Consider the following 15,558-nt stretch of genomic DNA (forward strand, 5'->3'; position numbering starts at 1 on the left):
CATGAGCTTGCTTAAAACTCTAGCTCCAAAAGCGGGATCTAAGCACAGCCCAAAAAGAATCGGTCGTGGTATCGGTTCTGGTATGGGTGGCACTTCTACCAAAGGTCACAAGGGTCAATTGGCTCGTACCGGTGGTACTGTGCGTAGAGGCTTCGAGGGTGGTCAAACACCTATGCACCGTCGTCTTCCTAAGTTTGGTTTTAGCAACGTCGCGTTTGCTAACAAATTTGAGATTGTTAATCTTGAACAACTTGCTAAATTTTCTGGAGAAGTAACTCCTGAAACTCTACACGCTGCTGGACTTGTATCCAAAGGCGCTGTTAAGATTTTGGGAAAAGGTGAGCTAAAAGCAGCTTTGACTGTAAAAGCTCATAAATTTTCAGAAAGCGCTAAGAAAGCTATTGAAGCTGCTGGCGGCAAAGTCGAGGTAATCAAGTAGTGTCTGCAATTGAGAGTATCGCAAAGAATTCCGATCTTCGTAAACGTATTCTAATCACTCTAGCCTTGTTAGCAGTGTACAGAATTGGGGTGCATGTTCCGACTCCTGGGGTTGACGGTTCTGCGGTCCTCTCATTTTTCCAAGCACAAAGCCAAGGCATCTTCGGTCTATTTAATACATTTACCGGTGGTGCTTTGTCTCAGTTCTCTATCTTTGCATTGGGAATCATGCCCTACATCTCTGCATCGATCATTTTCCAACTTCTAACTTCAGCGATTCCTTACTTGGAATCTTTGAAAAAAGAAGGTGAACAAGGTCGTCGCAAAATCAACCAATACACTCGTTATGCGACTGTGGCTTTGGCAGTTATCCAAGGGTACGGTATCAGCACATGGTTGATGAATTCGACAAGCCCAGATGGCCGTGCTCTTGTTACGGCTCCGACTGTGGCATTCCTCCCATTCCAAATCATGACGATCATCACTTTGACTGCAGGTACTTGCTTTATCATGTGGTTGGGTGAACAAATCACTGAAAGAGGCATCGGTAACGGTTCTTCTTTGATCATCTTCACTGGTATCGCAGCGGCGATTCCTGGTGGCGCACAACAACTTTTCGAACTAGTGCGCACGGGTGAGATGAAATTTGCGTTGGTTCTTCTTCTAGTTGCATTCATGGTTGCGATCATCGCGGCTGTTATCTACATGGAAGTGGCACAACGTCGTATCACTGTTCAGTATTCACAAAGACAAGGCGGCGGCGGAATGCAATCTATGCAAACTCCTTCTAGCCACTTGCCAATCAAGATCAATTTTTCTGGCGTTATCCCGCCAATCTTTGCGAGCTCTTTGCTTATGTTCCCAGCGACCATGGCTCAGTTCGTAAACGTTCCTTGGTTGAAAGCCCTTCAGGACTCTTTGAATCCTTCAGGCACAATCTTCAACATCTTGTTTGTTGCTTTGATTGTATTCTTCTCTTTCTTCTATACAGAAATCGTTTTCAACCCGAACGATGTTGCTGAAAACCTTAAAAAGTACGGTGGTTTCATTCCTGGCGTTCGTGCTGGTAAAACAACTGCTGATTACATCCAAAAGGTTCTTGAGCGCGTAAACGTACTTGGTTGTATCTATCTTTCTACGATCTGTATCCTTCCAGGTATTCTTTCTAGCCAATTCAACCTTCCGTTCTTCTTCGGTGGAACAAGCTTGTTGATCTTGGTTGGGGTTGCTTTAGACACAGCACAGCAAATTCAATCTCATATGATCACCCAAAAATATGAGGGCTTCCTAAAAGGAGCTAAGATCCGTAGCAGAAGGGTTCAGTTCTAATGAATTTGATCCTCTTTGGTGCCCCAGGGGCCGGTAAAGGTACTCAGTCTGAATTGCTTATTAAACGCCAGAACATGACACAAATCAGCACTGGTGATTTATTTAGAGCGGCGATTAAAGGTCAGACTGCCCTAGGAAAAGAAGCCCAAGGATATATGGATAAAGGACAACTTGTGCCGGATAGCGTTGTTATCCGCATGGTAGAAGAGGTTCTTGCTAAGGGTGTTAAAGATATTATTTTAGATGGTTTCCCTAGAACAGTAGCGCAAGCTGAGGCTTTAGAGGAATTGCTTAAAAAAATGAACCTATCAATTGGAAAAGCTATCTTTTTAGAAGTTCCAATGCAGGTTTTGATGGATCGATTGACGGGCAGACGGGTCTGTAAAAATTGCGGAGCCGTTTACCATATCGTCGGAAAGCCTACCAAGAAGGAAGGCGAATGTGATGTTTGCGGTTCGGAAGTCATTCAACGAAATGACGATAAGGAAGAGGTTATTGGAACCCGCCTTAAAACGTACCAAGAATTCACAAGCCCTTTAAAAGAGTATTATAAAAAAGCAGGCAAGTTCATTGAAGTGGACGGCAATAGAGGCACCGAAGAAGTCTATACAGAGATCGAAAAAATAATAAAATAAGACGGCTGTATTATTTTTATCTCTAGACTTTAATGTTTATCGGTGTTAGCGTGCCGAACCGCGTTCGTGTTTTTGCTGAATTTTCATCCCTTTTTTGGGGGTGAAACTAAGCGTATGGGAAGACATTATGAAAGTAAGACCATCAGTTAAGAAAATTTGTAACAAATGCAAAGTTATTAAAAGAAAAGGCGTTATTCGCGTAATCTGCGAAAACCCTAAACATAAGCAAAGGCAGGGTTAATCATGGCACGTATTCTTGGTGTCGACTTACCTAGAAATAAGAGAGTTGAAATCGCTTTGACTTACATCTATGGCATCGGACGCGCTCGCGCGGCGATGATCTGTAAGCAAGTTGGCATTTCTCATGAGCTAAGAACTGAAGGTCTTACTGATGAGCATATCGCTAAAATCCGTGGCATCGTCGAGCAAAGCTTCAAAGTTGAAGGTGATTTGCGTCGTGAAATCGGATTGTCGATCAAACGTCTTATGGATCTAAACTGCTTCCGCGGTATCCGTCATCGTAAAGGCTTGCCTGTACGTGGTCAGAACACTCGTTCTAACGCTCGTACTCGTAAAGGTCCTAAGAAGACGGTAGCTAACAAGAAAAAAGCCGTTTAATCGGTAGGTAGCAAATGAACACTGATAATAAAAAAGTTGTTGCTAAGAAAAAAGTTAAAAGAAACGTTCCTCAAGGGAACTGCTACATCTCTGCTGGATTCGGTAACGTTATCGTTACTATGACTGATCCAAACGGAGCTACAGTCTCTTGGTCATCTGCGGGTCACCTTGGTTTCAAAGGAAGCCGTAAAGGTACTCCATTTGCAGCTCAAGTTGCGGCAGAAGACGCTGCAAAAAAAGCAATGGAAGCAGGAATGAAATCTGTGGACGTTTATCTTAAAGGTCCAGGCGCTGGTCGTGAACCTGCAATCCGTGCACTAGCTGCTACAGGTATGAGAATTTTGTCTCTTAAAGACATCACTCCAGTACCTCACAACGGTTGCCGTCCACCTAAGCGTAGAAGAATTTAATAGGAGTATATCGTGAGCTGCATTAACGAATCCGTTTGTAAGCTTTGCCGTCGCGAAAACGTAAAACTTTTCTTGAAGGGTGACCGTTGTTACACTGATAAGTGTTCTTTCGAAAGAAGACCTTATCCTCCAGGACAACATGGTCAATCTCGTTTGAAGTTCTCTGAATTTGCACTTCAATTGCGTGAAAAACAAAAAACTAAGAGATACTACGGTGTTTCTGAAAAACAATTTGTAAAATATGTATCTGAAGCCAACCGTTCAAAAGAATTGACTGGTACTGCGCTTCTTAAGTTCCTCGAGACAAGACTTGATAACGTTGTCTACTCTTTGGGGTATGCTAACTCTCGTCGTGAAGCAAGGCAGCTTGTTAAACACAATCATTTCTTGTTGAATGGTAAGAGAGCTAACATTCCAAGCATCATTGTTAACAAAGGTGACGTTGTACAAGTTGCGGAAGCGAGCCGTGGACTAGTTCAGATCCAAGCAGCAATTCAATCTGTTGCTAGACGCTCTGTTCCAGCATGGCTTGAAGCTGATCATGCGAAATTCTCTGGTACTGTTAAAGATCTTCCAGCACGTGAAGACGTAACTGTAGCAGTTGAAGAGAACATGATCGTTGAATACTACTCAAGATAATTTAACTTCTCGGGGGAGCCGCCATGCAAGAGCATTATTATAAGTTTTGGAGAGAAATGATCAAACCAAAGGGATTTGAGGTTGATCGTGACACTCTTCGTGATGACTACGCTAAATTCATTATCCGTCCCCTCGAAAGAGGTTTCGGGGTTACTCTTGGTAACTCCCTAAGAAGAATTCTTCTTAGTTCAATGATGGGTTCTGCAATTACAGCTGTTAAATTCGAAGGCGTGTTGCATGAGTTCACAACTATCCCTGACGTTTTGGAAGATGTTACTGACATCATCTTGAACCTTAAAGAAGTTCGCTTTAAACAATACACTTCTGACGCTGTTACTTTGAAGATCAACAAAAAAGGTCCAGGTAAAGTAACTGCAGCAGATATTCAAACTACTGATAAGATCGAAGTTTTGAACCCAGATCTACATATCGCTACTTTGGGTGGTAACGCGAATTTTAACGCCGAAATCGTTGTAAGTTTCGGTCGTGGATATGTACCTGTTGAGAATAGAGAAACTGACCTTCCTGTTGGCTTTATCGGCGTTGACGCTCTTTATAGCCCAATCAGAAAAGTTAACTACAACGTTTCAAATGCACGCGTTGGTCAAAGAACTGACTACGATGCTTTGACTCTTGAAGTTTGGACAGATGGTTCTCTTAAGCCAGAAGAATCTGTAGCTCTTTCATCTAAAATCATGAAAGAACAACTACAAATCTTCTTAACTTTCGACGAAACAATGGAGCCTGCGGAAGAAGCACGCGAAATCGGATCTCCTTCTTTGAACGAGAACCTTTTCCGCTCTGTGGATGACCTTGAGCTTTCTGTTCGTTCAGCTAACTGCTTGAAAAACGCTAACATCCGTTACATCGGTGAATTAGTTGTTCGTTCTGAAGCAGAGATGCTTAAAACGAAAAACTTTGGTCGTAAGTCACTTAACGAAATCAAAGAGATTTTGGGTGAGATGGGACTTGGCCTCGGTATGAAAATCGAAGGCTGGCCTCCAGCTGGTTGGGATCCAAGCCAACCACCTCAAAAAAGAGAGACCCAACAGTAATTGAATAGGGTCTTTCCAAAAGAAAGACCCGAAACAAAAAAAGCCCGAAAGGGCTTTTTATACCAGAATGGTAGTTCACGCGGCCCACAAGGGTTGCAGAGGCACGGAGCCTTTAAAATGTGACACTGATCATAGTGTCCTATGTACTGATACCTAATACGGTCAGTGTGTAAAAACCGGAGAACAAAATGAGTTCACACAGAAGAAGAGTAAAACATTTCGATCGTAAATCTGGCCCTAGAAAAGCTCTTTTGAGAGGTTTAGTTACTTCTCTTATCGAGCACGGCCGTATCACTACAACTGTTGACCGTGCGAAAGAAACTCGCCGTCACGTTGAAAAAGCTATCACTCTTGGTAAAAAAGGTGATTTGGCTACAACTCGTTTGTTGCTTTCTCGTTACCCAAACAAAGAAGCAGTTCAAACTATCATGAAGGACCTTGCTCCACGTTTTGCTAACCGCCCAGGTGGTTACACTCGTATCATCAAAATCGGTCGTCGCCCAGGTGACACTGCTGAGATGGCATTCCTTGAGTTCGTAGACTATGATTTCGAAGCTAAAGGACAAGCTAAAGAAACTGCTAAACCTGCTAAAGCAGCAAAAGGTAAAGCAGCTGACAAAGCTCCTAAAGCAGAAAAAACAGCTAAAAAAGCTTCTACTAAACTAGTAGCTGCTAAGAAAAAAGCTGTTAAGAAAATCCAAAAGAAAGATAGAGCTGCTTCACGCGCTTAATCTTCCGGGTTTTTAAAATAGTAAAATTAAAAAAAAGGGCTCTGGGAAACCAGGGCCCTTTTTCTTTTTGTATCTGGTAACTTTTATATGTTTCTTGAACCTTTACTTTATATTCTTAGTTTCTGTTTCTTATGCTTGATGCTTGATGCTTGATGCTTGATGCTTGATGCTTGATGCTTGATGCTTGATGCTTGATTCTTATTCTTATTCTTATTCTTATTCTTATTCTTATTCTTATTCTTATTCTTATTCTTATTCTTAGCTGTCGGGTCTGAACTAAGAACTCTGAACTCAGAACTTTGAACTCTGAACTTTAAACTTTAAACTCTAAGTTCTAAACACCAAGTTCCAAGTTCTTGGCTCATAGCTCTAACTCTCCAGTCTTCTTTCTAACTTTCAATTCTAAATAAGGTTCCAGTGATCCATTTGTATCAGGATTTGACTATGCTTCCATTGACATTAGCTAGTCTGAGTAGTCATTTTAGTACTCACGGACTGAAGAGGGTTTAATGAAATTGCACGTAAAAGCTTTGATTATCGTTCTAGTAGTGGCTGTCATTTTGGTAGCTGGTTATAACGCTTTATTTGGTAAGAAGAGCACAAGTGCAAATTCAACAGTGGCTTCAGTCGCGGCTATGGAGACTGAAGGCGTCCCTTCGTTTGTTACTAAAGATCTTGATGGTAACGAAGTGGATTTCAAAGCGCTTACCGGCAAAGTGGTTATTCTTAATTTTTGGGCCTCTTGGTGCACACCTTGTATTGAAGAGGTTCCCTCTTTGATTAAGCTAGTAAAAGAATTTAAAGGTGACGTTCAACTCATTGCGATTTCTGGGGATAGCAGCAGGGAAGACATTGATGTGTTCTTAAAGTCTTTCCCAGAGCTTAAGACCGAAAACATCAAAATCGTGTACGATGAAGACCGCAGTCTGATGAAACGATTCGAGGTGGCGCGCCTGCCGGAATCTTTAGTGGTTGGAAAAGATCAGAAGCTCGTGAAAAAGATCGTGGGAACCATTGATTGGTACAATAAAGATTCTATCGATTATATGAAAGCTCTTATCGCCAAGTAAGGTTCAGAGTCCATCGAACCACTATTGTGAAAGCCAGGGAAATATCCGCAGGCAGGCAATGTTCCGATCTAGCGGTAATATTAGATAATGATACGACCACGATATCTGCTGGTGAGTTCGTGGATTCTTCAATAGTTGCCACCGGGGTGGTGGTGAGTCTGTGAACTCTGCAATGGTTACCACCGGAGCGGTGTTGAGTCTGCGGAACCTGCAATGGTTACCACCGGAGCGGTGGTGAATCTGGGGATTCTGCAATGGTTACTACCGGAGCGGTAGTGAGTCTGTGAATTCTGCAATGGTTACCACCGGAGCGGTGGTAAATCCTGCTGAAACTACATTAGTCACCACCGATGCGGTAGCAACCGGGATTTTCATTAAATACTCAAGATTGTATAGACGGCATGTCGCCGTCTGCGGAAAGACTAATCCTTACAGTCGTACATCAAGTCGATCTGCGTGCCTTCAACCAAAGCATACGTGAACTTCAAAATTGCGCCGTCGACTTTGATACCAGGAACTGGGATTCCATCCACTTTGACTTTTAAAGTTTTCGGGTCTGGTTCACAGGCCAAGTTCAATGAAGATAGTGAATTTACGATTTTGTCTTTAAAAGTATTCAAGTTCCCGCTGTAATCAGCATCACAAATACTTCCAATGCCACCGTCAGACAAACGGGACATTTCAGCATAAACGTTGCCGGCGTGGCTTGGTGATGGATCTTTATCTTGTTCAGCTTCACAGACTTTATCACCAGGTTTCACAATGATAGAGCTGAAAGTGAAACGCACATCTTCACCGAACGTCGACTTTGCCTTCGCGATCAGATTTGCTGGCTTATCTTCCTCTTCAAGGGGCTGAAAAGCTGAATCCGTATCATTTGGTTTTTTGTTGCGAACATCTCCACCCAAAGATCTTTCGTCTTCGTCAGAAATAACAATGACAGAAATCGCAGCACCCGGGCGGTAACAGCTGTGGCTTGCAAGCTCACCAAAGTTTTCGTAAGTCGCCTTAATAGCGCGTTCGTCGCCCGAATTATTTCCACCGATAGCTAAAGTATCAACCGTTGAAGTAAAAATCTGGTTTAAGTTCGCCGTACCTTTTTTAAGTAAATAAGACGGCGTCCCTGCCGCTGCGTTGTAGTTCTTCCATGGCTGAGGTTCTCCATAGATTAGAGAACCGTTTGATGTGGAACCTCTGGTTGTCGTCAAACACATTTGCCAATCAATGTTGCTTGCATCTAAAGAGTTCACAAAGCTGGACATTCTAGCTGCGAGTTTTTTGAGTTCAGGTAGCATCGAGTTGGAATCATCTAAGACTAATAGGAAATCCACTTGCTTGTTCCCATAGGCAACAACCTCTGTCGAAGAAATTGTTTTCGACGGAGCCGGGGCGGGAGCAGGAACCACAGAAGCTGCTTCTTGCTCTGGAACGGGTGCGAATTCAATCTTCGCACAAGCCGTGGAAAGGGTGGCAATCACACAGCTTAAAACTAATTTGGAATTTAGAATTAAAGCTTTCATATACACCTCATCGTCAGGCTAACATGAAAACCTTTGCAAAAAAAAGAGGCAGGACCCAAAAAGCGACGAAAATTTTGAAGTGATAACAGTAAGTTAGATAATATGTCGAAGAATTAAGCAGGTCCTGCAAAGAGCTTCGACATTTCGTTTAGAACAAGTTTTACAGATTTTAAAAAACTAGAAGTAGACGTATTTTTAAAAAATGAAACGAGGAAATAAAAAAGGCCTCTTACTCAGAGGCCTTCAGGCAATTTCTAGAAACCAAATTTTTTCTTTAACTCTTCAGCAGCTTTCTTCGCTTCGCCTTCAAGTTGTTTTTTGCCGCGGCTTTCAGCATCTTTCTTAGCTTGGTCTGCGCGGGCTTCAGCTTTTTTCTTTTCATCTTCTAGCTGCGCTTGAACTTTTTTAACTTCGCCATCTAGTTGGGTGCGCAGTTGAGCCATCTGCGCATCGATTTGTTTCTTTTGTTTGCCGATCTCTTCTTCAACCATCAGCTCGATTTTCTTACGAGCCTCGTCTATCTTGGCTTGTATCTGTTTTTCAAAGCCCTTTTGCAGTTCCAGTCCTAAATTAGAATTGATGGAAAGTGGAACATTAGGAATCACGCCTTCACCAGTAACTGTCAGATTCACTTCTGGGATTCCGGCAAAAACCGCTTTCAAAATTTGATCAGCAATTTCATTTTTAGAAGAAACCAAGTAATCAATCTTATTAAACGTGTTATTCATGCTAACGGAAACCTGTTTCAGGCCCACGATTTTTCCTTCAACTCCTAGGCTTCCAGTCGCACGGTTAAACCCGATCTGTACGTCCGGAGAGTTAACAAGCTGTCTTGCTAAGATGGAATAAGAACCGACTTTGAACACATAGTCGATTTCGCTTTCGGGCTTGATATTGTTCAAGGAAACTTTCACAAGGAAGCCAAAGATCTCTTTACCCGGGAAATCGCCCGATAAAGAAGCCACTGTCGGACGACCCGTGACCTTTTGATTAGAGGTGATATCCAGGATCTCACCTTTAATATTCCCAGCTTCAGGCGTCGTACCAGCTTGAGAGCTTACAGCCGTTCTTTTAATCCAGAATAATGGATAAGCATTTAAGCGACCAAACTCATAAGAAATACCTTTTTCGCGAGGATGAGGTTGAATAGGAATCGCATCATCCGCGGGATCTTTCTTTTTTAATCCAGGCGGGATGTAGCGATCCGCCATAGCTTTGTACCTGTAAAACTTCGCTTTATAGGGTCCAAGGTAATGATTAAAAACACCCATAGTAATCGCCTTGGCATCAAACTTAGGAATGCGGAAGTGCTGTTCTAAGGCTTTGATGTCGGCCTTCACTTGCTTGTCGATCTCTTTATATTGCAGCTCGAAAGCTTTTAGATCGGCTTGCAGTTCGGTAGAAGTGGCCTGAACCTGTTTGACCATGGCGTCGCCATCGTTACGAACTTTGTCTAGGGCCTGTAAAGACGTTTGAAGCTCTTGCGGAGTTTTAAAGTCTTGATATTTAATTTTATTCAAACGTTCATTCAAAGCACGAACATCTTTTTCTTGCGGAAGCGCTTTAATCTTTTGGTCCCACACTTTTTGTTTTGCAGTAAGATCGACTTGGAATTTTTCGATCATCGCTTTTGAAGCAAGTTTCGCTTGCAACTTATCAACTTGGGCTTGGGAATCACTTCCACCCAACATCGCAATAATATCGCCAAGAATATTTTCCCCGGTCTGTTGTTGGGCTTCTTTTAAGGCCTGTTCTTTTAATTGCTCTGCCATGCCGGGTTCGGAGGATGGAGGTTCCGGCGGTTTCACTTTGCCTGGATATTTTCTTTTTACGCCAAACGCGATTTGTTCCACGGCAGCTTCATTGATAACGGCTTTGGCGCGTAACAAGGCATCCCATAACATTGAAAAGCGAATGTCACCGATGTTGATCGAGTTGTGGGTAGGCTGTTCTGCATTCGTTACTTCAATGCCTTGGATGCGCAAACTTGCATTAAAGAAACTGGTTTCTACTTTAGCGATGTTGACTTCAGCGCCAACGGCTTTGTAACCCACCCATTCCATTCCTGCTTTTAAATGTGCATCAAAAAAGAAATGGAAATAAAGGCCAATGATCGCACAGATGATTGTAAATGGGATGATTGCTTCCCACCGGATGATGCCTTTTTTCTTTTGCGGTTTGCTGCTGTTTTCTTGGTTGGTTGTCGTCATGAAAGTTTCCTCGAAAAATTTTTATTCAAAGCTGCTAAGTCAAAGTCGGGCAAAATCTAGCCGTAAAGTTTTTCGTAAGTAAGATACCAGTTATAAAATTTAGTAGCGGTGAAGGCTTTCCAGAATTTTGAACTTTTAAAGCGTGCAACAACAGTGGCGCGGTACTTAATGATCGCCACTTTGAAACCAAAGTAAGCAAAAGGAAGCAGGATTAAAGAAACAATCATTGAACCCATGGCGATCGAGTTATTAAAACGGGTCATAGGTACTAAAGGCATATTGTACATTGTCGTGAAAAGGGGGCGCAGGGATTCGTTTTCTAAAACGGACTTTCCCAGGTAGTGTGCCGGAGTATCGAATAAAAAAGCGACGAATTTAAAAAAGAAAGCAGCCAGAAAAGCTGCACCCAATTGCACCCTGAAAATGAAAATGATCGCAAACACTAAAAGGGTTTGGATCGAAAAGAACGGTGCAAAGCCTAAAATCAATCCAAGGGAAAGTCCCGCTGCCAATTGATTAGTTCCAGTATCGGAATTAAGAAGTCGAAAGAACGCGAAAATTTGCTTCAGCAAAAGGGTCATGGGTTTCCTCCATCTACGAACAAAATTCTAATAAGTATAAATGCAAGGCGGCAAGTAGAAACCCGAGGACAGGTCAAGCAAGTTGACGTAAATTGAGGGCACTGGTTCTGGTTTATGACACTAGCTTTTAAGGAAGTAAGATGATGCAGTGGGAAACATTAATTCTGCAAACCACACAAATCGGCGGCAGCCTGGTGTTTATTTCCGATAAGGCCCCTTCTTTTCAAGGCGGGTGGATTCAAGCGCTTACAGAAAATTGCCATGGAATGGTGCCCTTTGTGGTGCGTTCCAAAGAACAACTTTGCCGCCGTGCCTTTCAAACTAAATCCCAGGACCTTGTTATATTCTTTGAATCCCAACAAACTCTGATTGAAGAGCTGAATCCTTTCGTGCAAGGGCAGCGATGGGTGATTGCCCAGTCTGATAAGATGGATAAGGTCCTGCACACTGATTATATCTGGACGAGTGCAAGTCTGAATGAATGGAAGCATCTTGTAAGTAATCTGTCTGCGAAGTGGAACCAAGTCCAGCCACTGCAAGAGTTTGCAAGTTCATCCCAGGCTCCCTGTCTGTTCTTAGACCGAGATGATGTCGTGGTGAAGAACGTTCCTTATAATAAAGATCCTGAAAAGGTAGAGCTTTTTCCAGGCATAACAGAGTTGATTAACAAGGCCCATCAGTTGGGATATTGGGTAGCCGTTGTCACTAACCAATCAGGCCTTGGCAGGGGCTGGATTACCTGGCCTGAATATCAAGCGGTACACCAACGCATTCTTAAGTTGTTAGCAGAACAAGGGTGTTGGATTGATGAGTGGGTTTGGGCAGCCTTCTACGAGGGCGGAGTGCCAGCCGGGGAACGCATGGCAAGCCTTAGAAAGCCACGTAATGGCATGTTTCAACTGGTCGAAGAAAAACTAAGACCTAATCTTTCAAGATCAATTATGGTTGGGGACAGTGCTTCGGATTTAATCGCGGCCTACGCCTCGGGCGTGAAAGGCTTGTATTTGTTGTCTTCAGCAAAACTTGATCAAGAAAAAGCAGAGCTAGCGAAATTTCAAAAACAATTTGAAAAGTTTAAGTTTTCTGTCGCTGAAAAGTTCAGCGACGTTTCGCTTTAGCCTGCTTCTTCAATCTTAGCGGGTTCAATTTTATCTTTTCGGCGCAGGTAAAAGAAAGCGCCCAAAAGACTGACTAGAAAAATTCCTACTTGGAAAGCCGTGATGACCGTGGGACCTAATTCACTTTCAGTACCCGTATAAAGATTAAATAGAAAATAAAAAGCAGCTTGTCCGACGCCAATGCCTGCAGGAGAAATCGGGATGGCCGTCGCCATGAATCCCAAAGGTGCGACAAGGAAATAAGTCTTTAAAGGAACCGCAGAAAAACCGGCCATGGTTCCTGCCAGATACAAAAACATAATAGAACATAGTTGGCCAAAAAAGCTTAAGAAGATGACTTGGGCGAATCTTTTTCCATCGCGACCGTAAAGGTGCATGCTTTCATAAAGCTTTGAAAATTTATGCGATAGGGGAAGCTTGTTAATAATCTTAGTAAGCATTCCGTTTGCATAAATTTTTTGTGAAAAAATCAAAGAAAGCGCTATTAAAAAGCCAAAGCTAAGACCGGCGATAATGTAAAACAAAGTCAGAAGAACAGGAATATTAAGGATGTGCTTTATATCGTAAATCATCACAAGCAAAGCCATTAATAGCATTGCAAAAAGTCCCAGAACACGGTCCATCAAGACACTTGTCACTGCCACCACTTTGCTGCCAGGATTTTCGCGTGTGAAGTAATACGCCTTAATCACGTCGCCACCCACGCCTCCGGGCATAGCGAAGTTAAAAAAAGCTCCGATAAGGCTTAGCTTGTAAACGGGCCAAGAATAAGCTGGTAATCCTTGTGAGCGAATAAGAATGCGCCAGCGTTCGCTAGCAAAGTACAAATTTAAAAAAACCAAGATCAAAGCAAGACAAGCCGGCCCCGGGGCCAGCAAGTTTTTTAAAGCTGCGAAATTAAGTTTACCAGATTGGATCAGCCAGAAGATGATGCCTGCTGAAACCAGCAGTTTTAAAGACTGAACCAGGAGCTTTTTTGAATGCTTAACCATGGTTCAGTCTTATATGAAATTGCGCGGGAACTCTACTAGAAATGGGTTGTCCAAATCTTTTTTAAGTTCGTTAAAACTGTTTCAAGATTTTTTAGTGGCAATGAAGTAGGACCATCACAAAGTGCCTTTTCAGGATTTGGATGAGTCTCTAAGAAAATACCATCAACACCCACAGCCATAGCAGCACGAGCCAACGGCCATACCATGTCACCACGACCACCACTGCTTTCGCCAGTGGCACCTGGAAGCTGTGTTGAGTGAGTGCAATCCATGATCACTGGGAAGCCCAGGCGACGCATTTCAACTAAACCCGTCATATCATTGATAAGGCGGTTGTAGCCGAATGTAGTTCCGCGTTCACAAAGCAAGATTTTGTCGTTGCCAGCGTTCACAGCTTTAGCGGCAATAGCTTTCATATCCCAAGGTGCAAGGAATTGACCTTTTTTAATGTGAATCACTTTGCCAGTTTTAGCTGTCTCAACCAAAAGATCTGTTTGGCGTGAAAGGAAGGCTGGGATTTGCAAAACATCTGCAACTTCCGCAGTCTCTTTTACTTGGATTGTTTCGTGAACGTCTGTCAATAAAGCACAACCCAGCTCGCCTTTGATTTTTTCTAAACTTTTCAGCGCTGAATTTACACCAGGGCCGCGGAAGCTTGCGGCACTTTGGCGGTTGGCTTTATCGAAAGAACATTTCAAGATCCAAGGAATGCCCAAAGCTTTCGTGATGCGCTGGATTTCTTTACCAGTCTCAAGCACCATGCCTTCGTCTTCGATAATATCTGGTCCCGCAAAAAGAACGAAATTTTTGCCATCACCCCAGGTGATGGTTTCGTTGCCGTTTTTAAGAACGACGGGTTTTGCTAAAGGACCGAATCCTGTATTCATTAAAATGCCCCTTTAACTGCAGCGATCACTTTATCTTGAGTTGCATCATCCATGTCAGGATAAATCGGCAAGCTGATAACATGTTCAGCAGCCCAACGAGCAACTGGAAGTTCTTGGTTTGGATCCGCTGTGTGAGTTTTGTACCAAGGTTGATCTGGCATGATGCGCGGGTAGTGGATCGATGTTGGAACACCAGCATCCGTCATTTTCTTTTGGAAGGCTGCGCGGTCTTTTACAGTCAATGTGTACTGAGCCCAAGCAGAATTGCAGTTAGTAGCAACAAACGGAGTCGAGAAGCCATCAGCTTTGATTGAAGAAAACGCGTCGTTGTAACGATCAGCAACGCGTTGACGTTGATCCAATTCCCAATCGTATCTGTCCATTTTGGCAAGAAGGATCGCGCATTGGATAGTATCAAGACGACCGTTGATGCCTAGACGAGTGTGATAGTAACGAGATTCAGAACCGTGTTCACGAATTTCTTTGATTACTTTTACCAAGTTGTCGTCGTTTGTGAAGATCGCACCGCCGTCACCATAGCAACCAAGAGGCTTAGCAGGGAAGAAGCTTGTACCAGTTGCGATAGACATGCTGCCGCTGCGATTGTTGTTGTATTTAGCACCGAAGCTTTGTGCAGCATCTTCAATCACGTGAAGGTTGTGCTTTTTCGCGATAGCATTGATTTTATCCATGTCAGCCATTTGACCGTACAAAGACACCGGCATGATCGCTTTAGTTTTTGGAGTGATGGCTGCTTCAATTTTGTTAACGTCGATGTTGAAAGTTTTAGGATCGATATCTACGTAAACTGGTTTTGCGCCAGCAAGCACGATCACTTCCGCAGTTGCGATGAAAGAAAAAGCAGTTGTGATAACTTCATCACCTTGGCCGATTCCCAAAGCCATCAACGGAACCCACAATGCATCTGTTCCATTGGCGATAGTTAAACAATGTTTTGTGCCGACATAAGCAGCAAGAGCTTTTTCTAATTCAACAACCTCAGGTCCATTGACGTAAACACCATGTTCAAGAACTTGATGAATGCGGGAATCGATTGAAGTTTTTAGGGCTTTGTATTGCGCTTTAAGATCGATAAAAGGAATGGACATTGTGAAGGCCTCCAGTAGTTGATTACTAATGGGCAAAGTATGAACTTTTGCATATGAAAAGTCCATCTACACACGCTTTTACGGCTTTGGGTCGAAACCTTTTAGGGCCAGTGTGGTTAAAGTAACACGGAAGATGTTTACAAAAAGCCTCATTTTTTTTGACGACTCGAGCCATGCTGTGACATTAATTACACCCTCACAAGCGAAAGTGCTAGA

Annotated in this window: 17 protein-coding genes; 11 read left to right on the forward strand and 6 right to left on the reverse strand. The window is 43.0% G+C overall.

Annotation, left to right across the window (positions count from 1 at the left end; all coding sequences use genetic code 11):
- The first annotated feature begins 1 nt into the window (after window position 1).
- The 10 genes from rplO to MNR06_RS16195 all read left to right on the forward strand — a co-directional run bounded on the left by rplO (window position 2) and on the right by MNR06_RS16195 (window position 6,925).
- On the forward strand, window positions 2-439 hold the full coding sequence (rplO, locus tag MNR06_RS16150; protein WP_243537606.1) for a 50S ribosomal protein L15: 438 nt from the start codon (window positions 2-4) through the stop codon (window positions 437-439).
- Entirely contained in the window at window positions 439-1,767 is a 1,329-nt protein-coding gene (gene secY / locus MNR06_RS16155) for a preprotein translocase subunit SecY (protein ID WP_243537608.1), read from the forward strand. The genes rplO and secY overlap by 1 nt, the downstream gene beginning before the upstream one ends.
- Window positions 1,767-2,402, forward strand: coding sequence for an adenylate kinase (locus MNR06_RS16160; protein WP_243537610.1), 636 nt, complete (start codon window positions 1,767-1,769; stop codon window positions 2,400-2,402). The genes secY and MNR06_RS16160 overlap by 1 nt, the downstream gene beginning before the upstream one ends.
- A 127-nt stretch (window positions 2,403-2,529) precedes the next feature.
- Window positions 2,530-2,643 (forward strand): 50S ribosomal protein L36, encoded by a 114-nt coding sequence (gene rpmJ, locus MNR06_RS16165; protein ID WP_080683743.1) that lies wholly within the window; start codon window positions 2,530-2,532, stop codon window positions 2,641-2,643.
- A 2-nt stretch (window positions 2,644-2,645) separates the two neighbouring features.
- Window positions 2,646-3,020 carry a 30S ribosomal protein S13 gene (rpsM, locus tag MNR06_RS16170; protein ID WP_243537612.1) on the forward strand — a complete coding sequence of 125 codons (375 nt, stop codon included), beginning with the start codon at window positions 2,646-2,648 and terminating at the stop codon, window positions 3,018-3,020.
- Window positions 3,021-3,034: 14 nt separating this feature from the next.
- Window positions 3,035-3,430 (forward strand): 30S ribosomal protein S11, encoded by a 396-nt coding sequence (rpsK, locus tag MNR06_RS16175; RefSeq protein WP_243537614.1) that lies wholly within the window; start codon window positions 3,035-3,037, stop codon window positions 3,428-3,430.
- Window positions 3,431-3,442: 12 nt separating this feature from the next.
- Complete coding sequence (rpsD, locus tag MNR06_RS16180) at window positions 3,443-4,069, forward strand: 30S ribosomal protein S4 (RefSeq protein WP_243537616.1); 627 nt, start codon at window positions 3,443-3,445, stop codon at window positions 4,067-4,069.
- Window positions 4,070-4,092: 23 nt separating this feature from the next.
- On the forward strand, window positions 4,093-5,124 hold the full coding sequence (locus MNR06_RS16185) for a DNA-directed RNA polymerase subunit alpha (protein ID WP_256461058.1): 1,032 nt from the start codon (window positions 4,093-4,095) through the stop codon (window positions 5,122-5,124).
- Between the two features lie 188 nt (window positions 5,125-5,312).
- Window positions 5,313-5,855 (forward strand): 50S ribosomal protein L17, encoded by a 543-nt coding sequence (gene rplQ / locus MNR06_RS16730; protein ID WP_330220894.1) that lies wholly within the window; start codon window positions 5,313-5,315, stop codon window positions 5,853-5,855.
- 509 nt (window positions 5,856-6,364) lie between these two features.
- Window positions 6,365-6,925 carry a TlpA disulfide reductase family protein gene (locus MNR06_RS16195; protein ID WP_243537618.1) on the forward strand — a complete coding sequence of 187 codons (561 nt, stop codon included), beginning with the start codon at window positions 6,365-6,367 and terminating at the stop codon, window positions 6,923-6,925.
- 422 nt (window positions 6,926-7,347) lie between these two features.
- Here MNR06_RS16195 and MNR06_RS16200 read toward each other — a convergent pair whose 3' ends face one another.
- The 3 genes from MNR06_RS16200 to MNR06_RS16210 all read right to left on the reverse strand — a co-directional run bounded on the left by MNR06_RS16200 (window position 7,348) and on the right by MNR06_RS16210 (window position 11,236).
- Window positions 7,348-8,445 (reverse strand): hypothetical protein, encoded by a 1,098-nt coding sequence (locus MNR06_RS16200; protein ID WP_243537619.1) that lies wholly within the window; start codon window positions 8,443-8,445, stop codon window positions 7,348-7,350.
- Between the two features lie 254 nt (window positions 8,446-8,699).
- The gene (locus MNR06_RS16205) at window positions 8,700-10,655 is read right to left on the reverse strand and encodes a TIGR03545 family protein (protein WP_243537621.1); all 1,956 of its coding nucleotides are present in this window, start codon (window positions 10,653-10,655) and stop codon (window positions 8,700-8,702) included.
- Between the two features lie 56 nt (window positions 10,656-10,711).
- The gene (locus MNR06_RS16210; RefSeq protein ID WP_243537623.1) at window positions 10,712-11,236 is read right to left on the reverse strand and encodes a TIGR03546 family protein; all 525 of its coding nucleotides are present in this window, start codon (window positions 11,234-11,236) and stop codon (window positions 10,712-10,714) included.
- A 140-nt stretch (window positions 11,237-11,376) separates the two neighbouring features.
- Here MNR06_RS16210 and MNR06_RS16215 point away from each other — a divergent pair, with 140 nt between their 5' ends.
- The gene (locus tag MNR06_RS16215) at window positions 11,377-12,354 is read left to right on the forward strand and encodes a D-glycero-alpha-D-manno-heptose-1,7-bisphosphate 7-phosphatase (RefSeq protein WP_243537624.1); all 978 of its coding nucleotides are present in this window, start codon (window positions 11,377-11,379) and stop codon (window positions 12,352-12,354) included.
- On the opposite strand, the gene MNR06_RS16220 is transcribed toward MNR06_RS16215, so the two are convergent.
- The 3 genes from MNR06_RS16220 to MNR06_RS16230 are packed head-to-tail and all read right to left on the reverse strand — an operon-like array spanning window position 12,351 to window position 15,336.
- A complete protein-coding gene (locus MNR06_RS16220; RefSeq protein ID WP_243537625.1) occupies window positions 12,351-13,346 on the reverse strand; it encodes a lysylphosphatidylglycerol synthase transmembrane domain-containing protein in 996 nt (331 codons plus the stop codon). The genes MNR06_RS16215 and MNR06_RS16220 overlap by 4 nt on opposite strands.
- A 35-nt stretch (window positions 13,347-13,381) precedes the next feature.
- Window positions 13,382-14,233, reverse strand: a complete 852-nt coding sequence (gene kdsA, locus MNR06_RS16225) for a 3-deoxy-8-phosphooctulonate synthase (RefSeq protein ID WP_243537626.1) — start codon at window positions 14,231-14,233, stop codon at window positions 13,382-13,384.
- Window positions 14,233-15,336, reverse strand: coding sequence for a DegT/DnrJ/EryC1/StrS family aminotransferase (locus tag MNR06_RS16230; protein WP_407933227.1), 1,104 nt, complete (start codon window positions 15,334-15,336; stop codon window positions 14,233-14,235). Before MNR06_RS16230 ends, kdsA begins: the two co-directional genes overlap by 1 nt.
- Between the last annotated feature and the right edge of the window lie 222 nt (window positions 15,337-15,558).

This window comes from Bdellovibrio reynosensis, assembly GCF_022814725.1.
GTDB lineage: Bacteria > Bdellovibrionota > Bdellovibrionia > Bdellovibrionales > Bdellovibrionaceae > Bdellovibrio > Bdellovibrio reynosensis.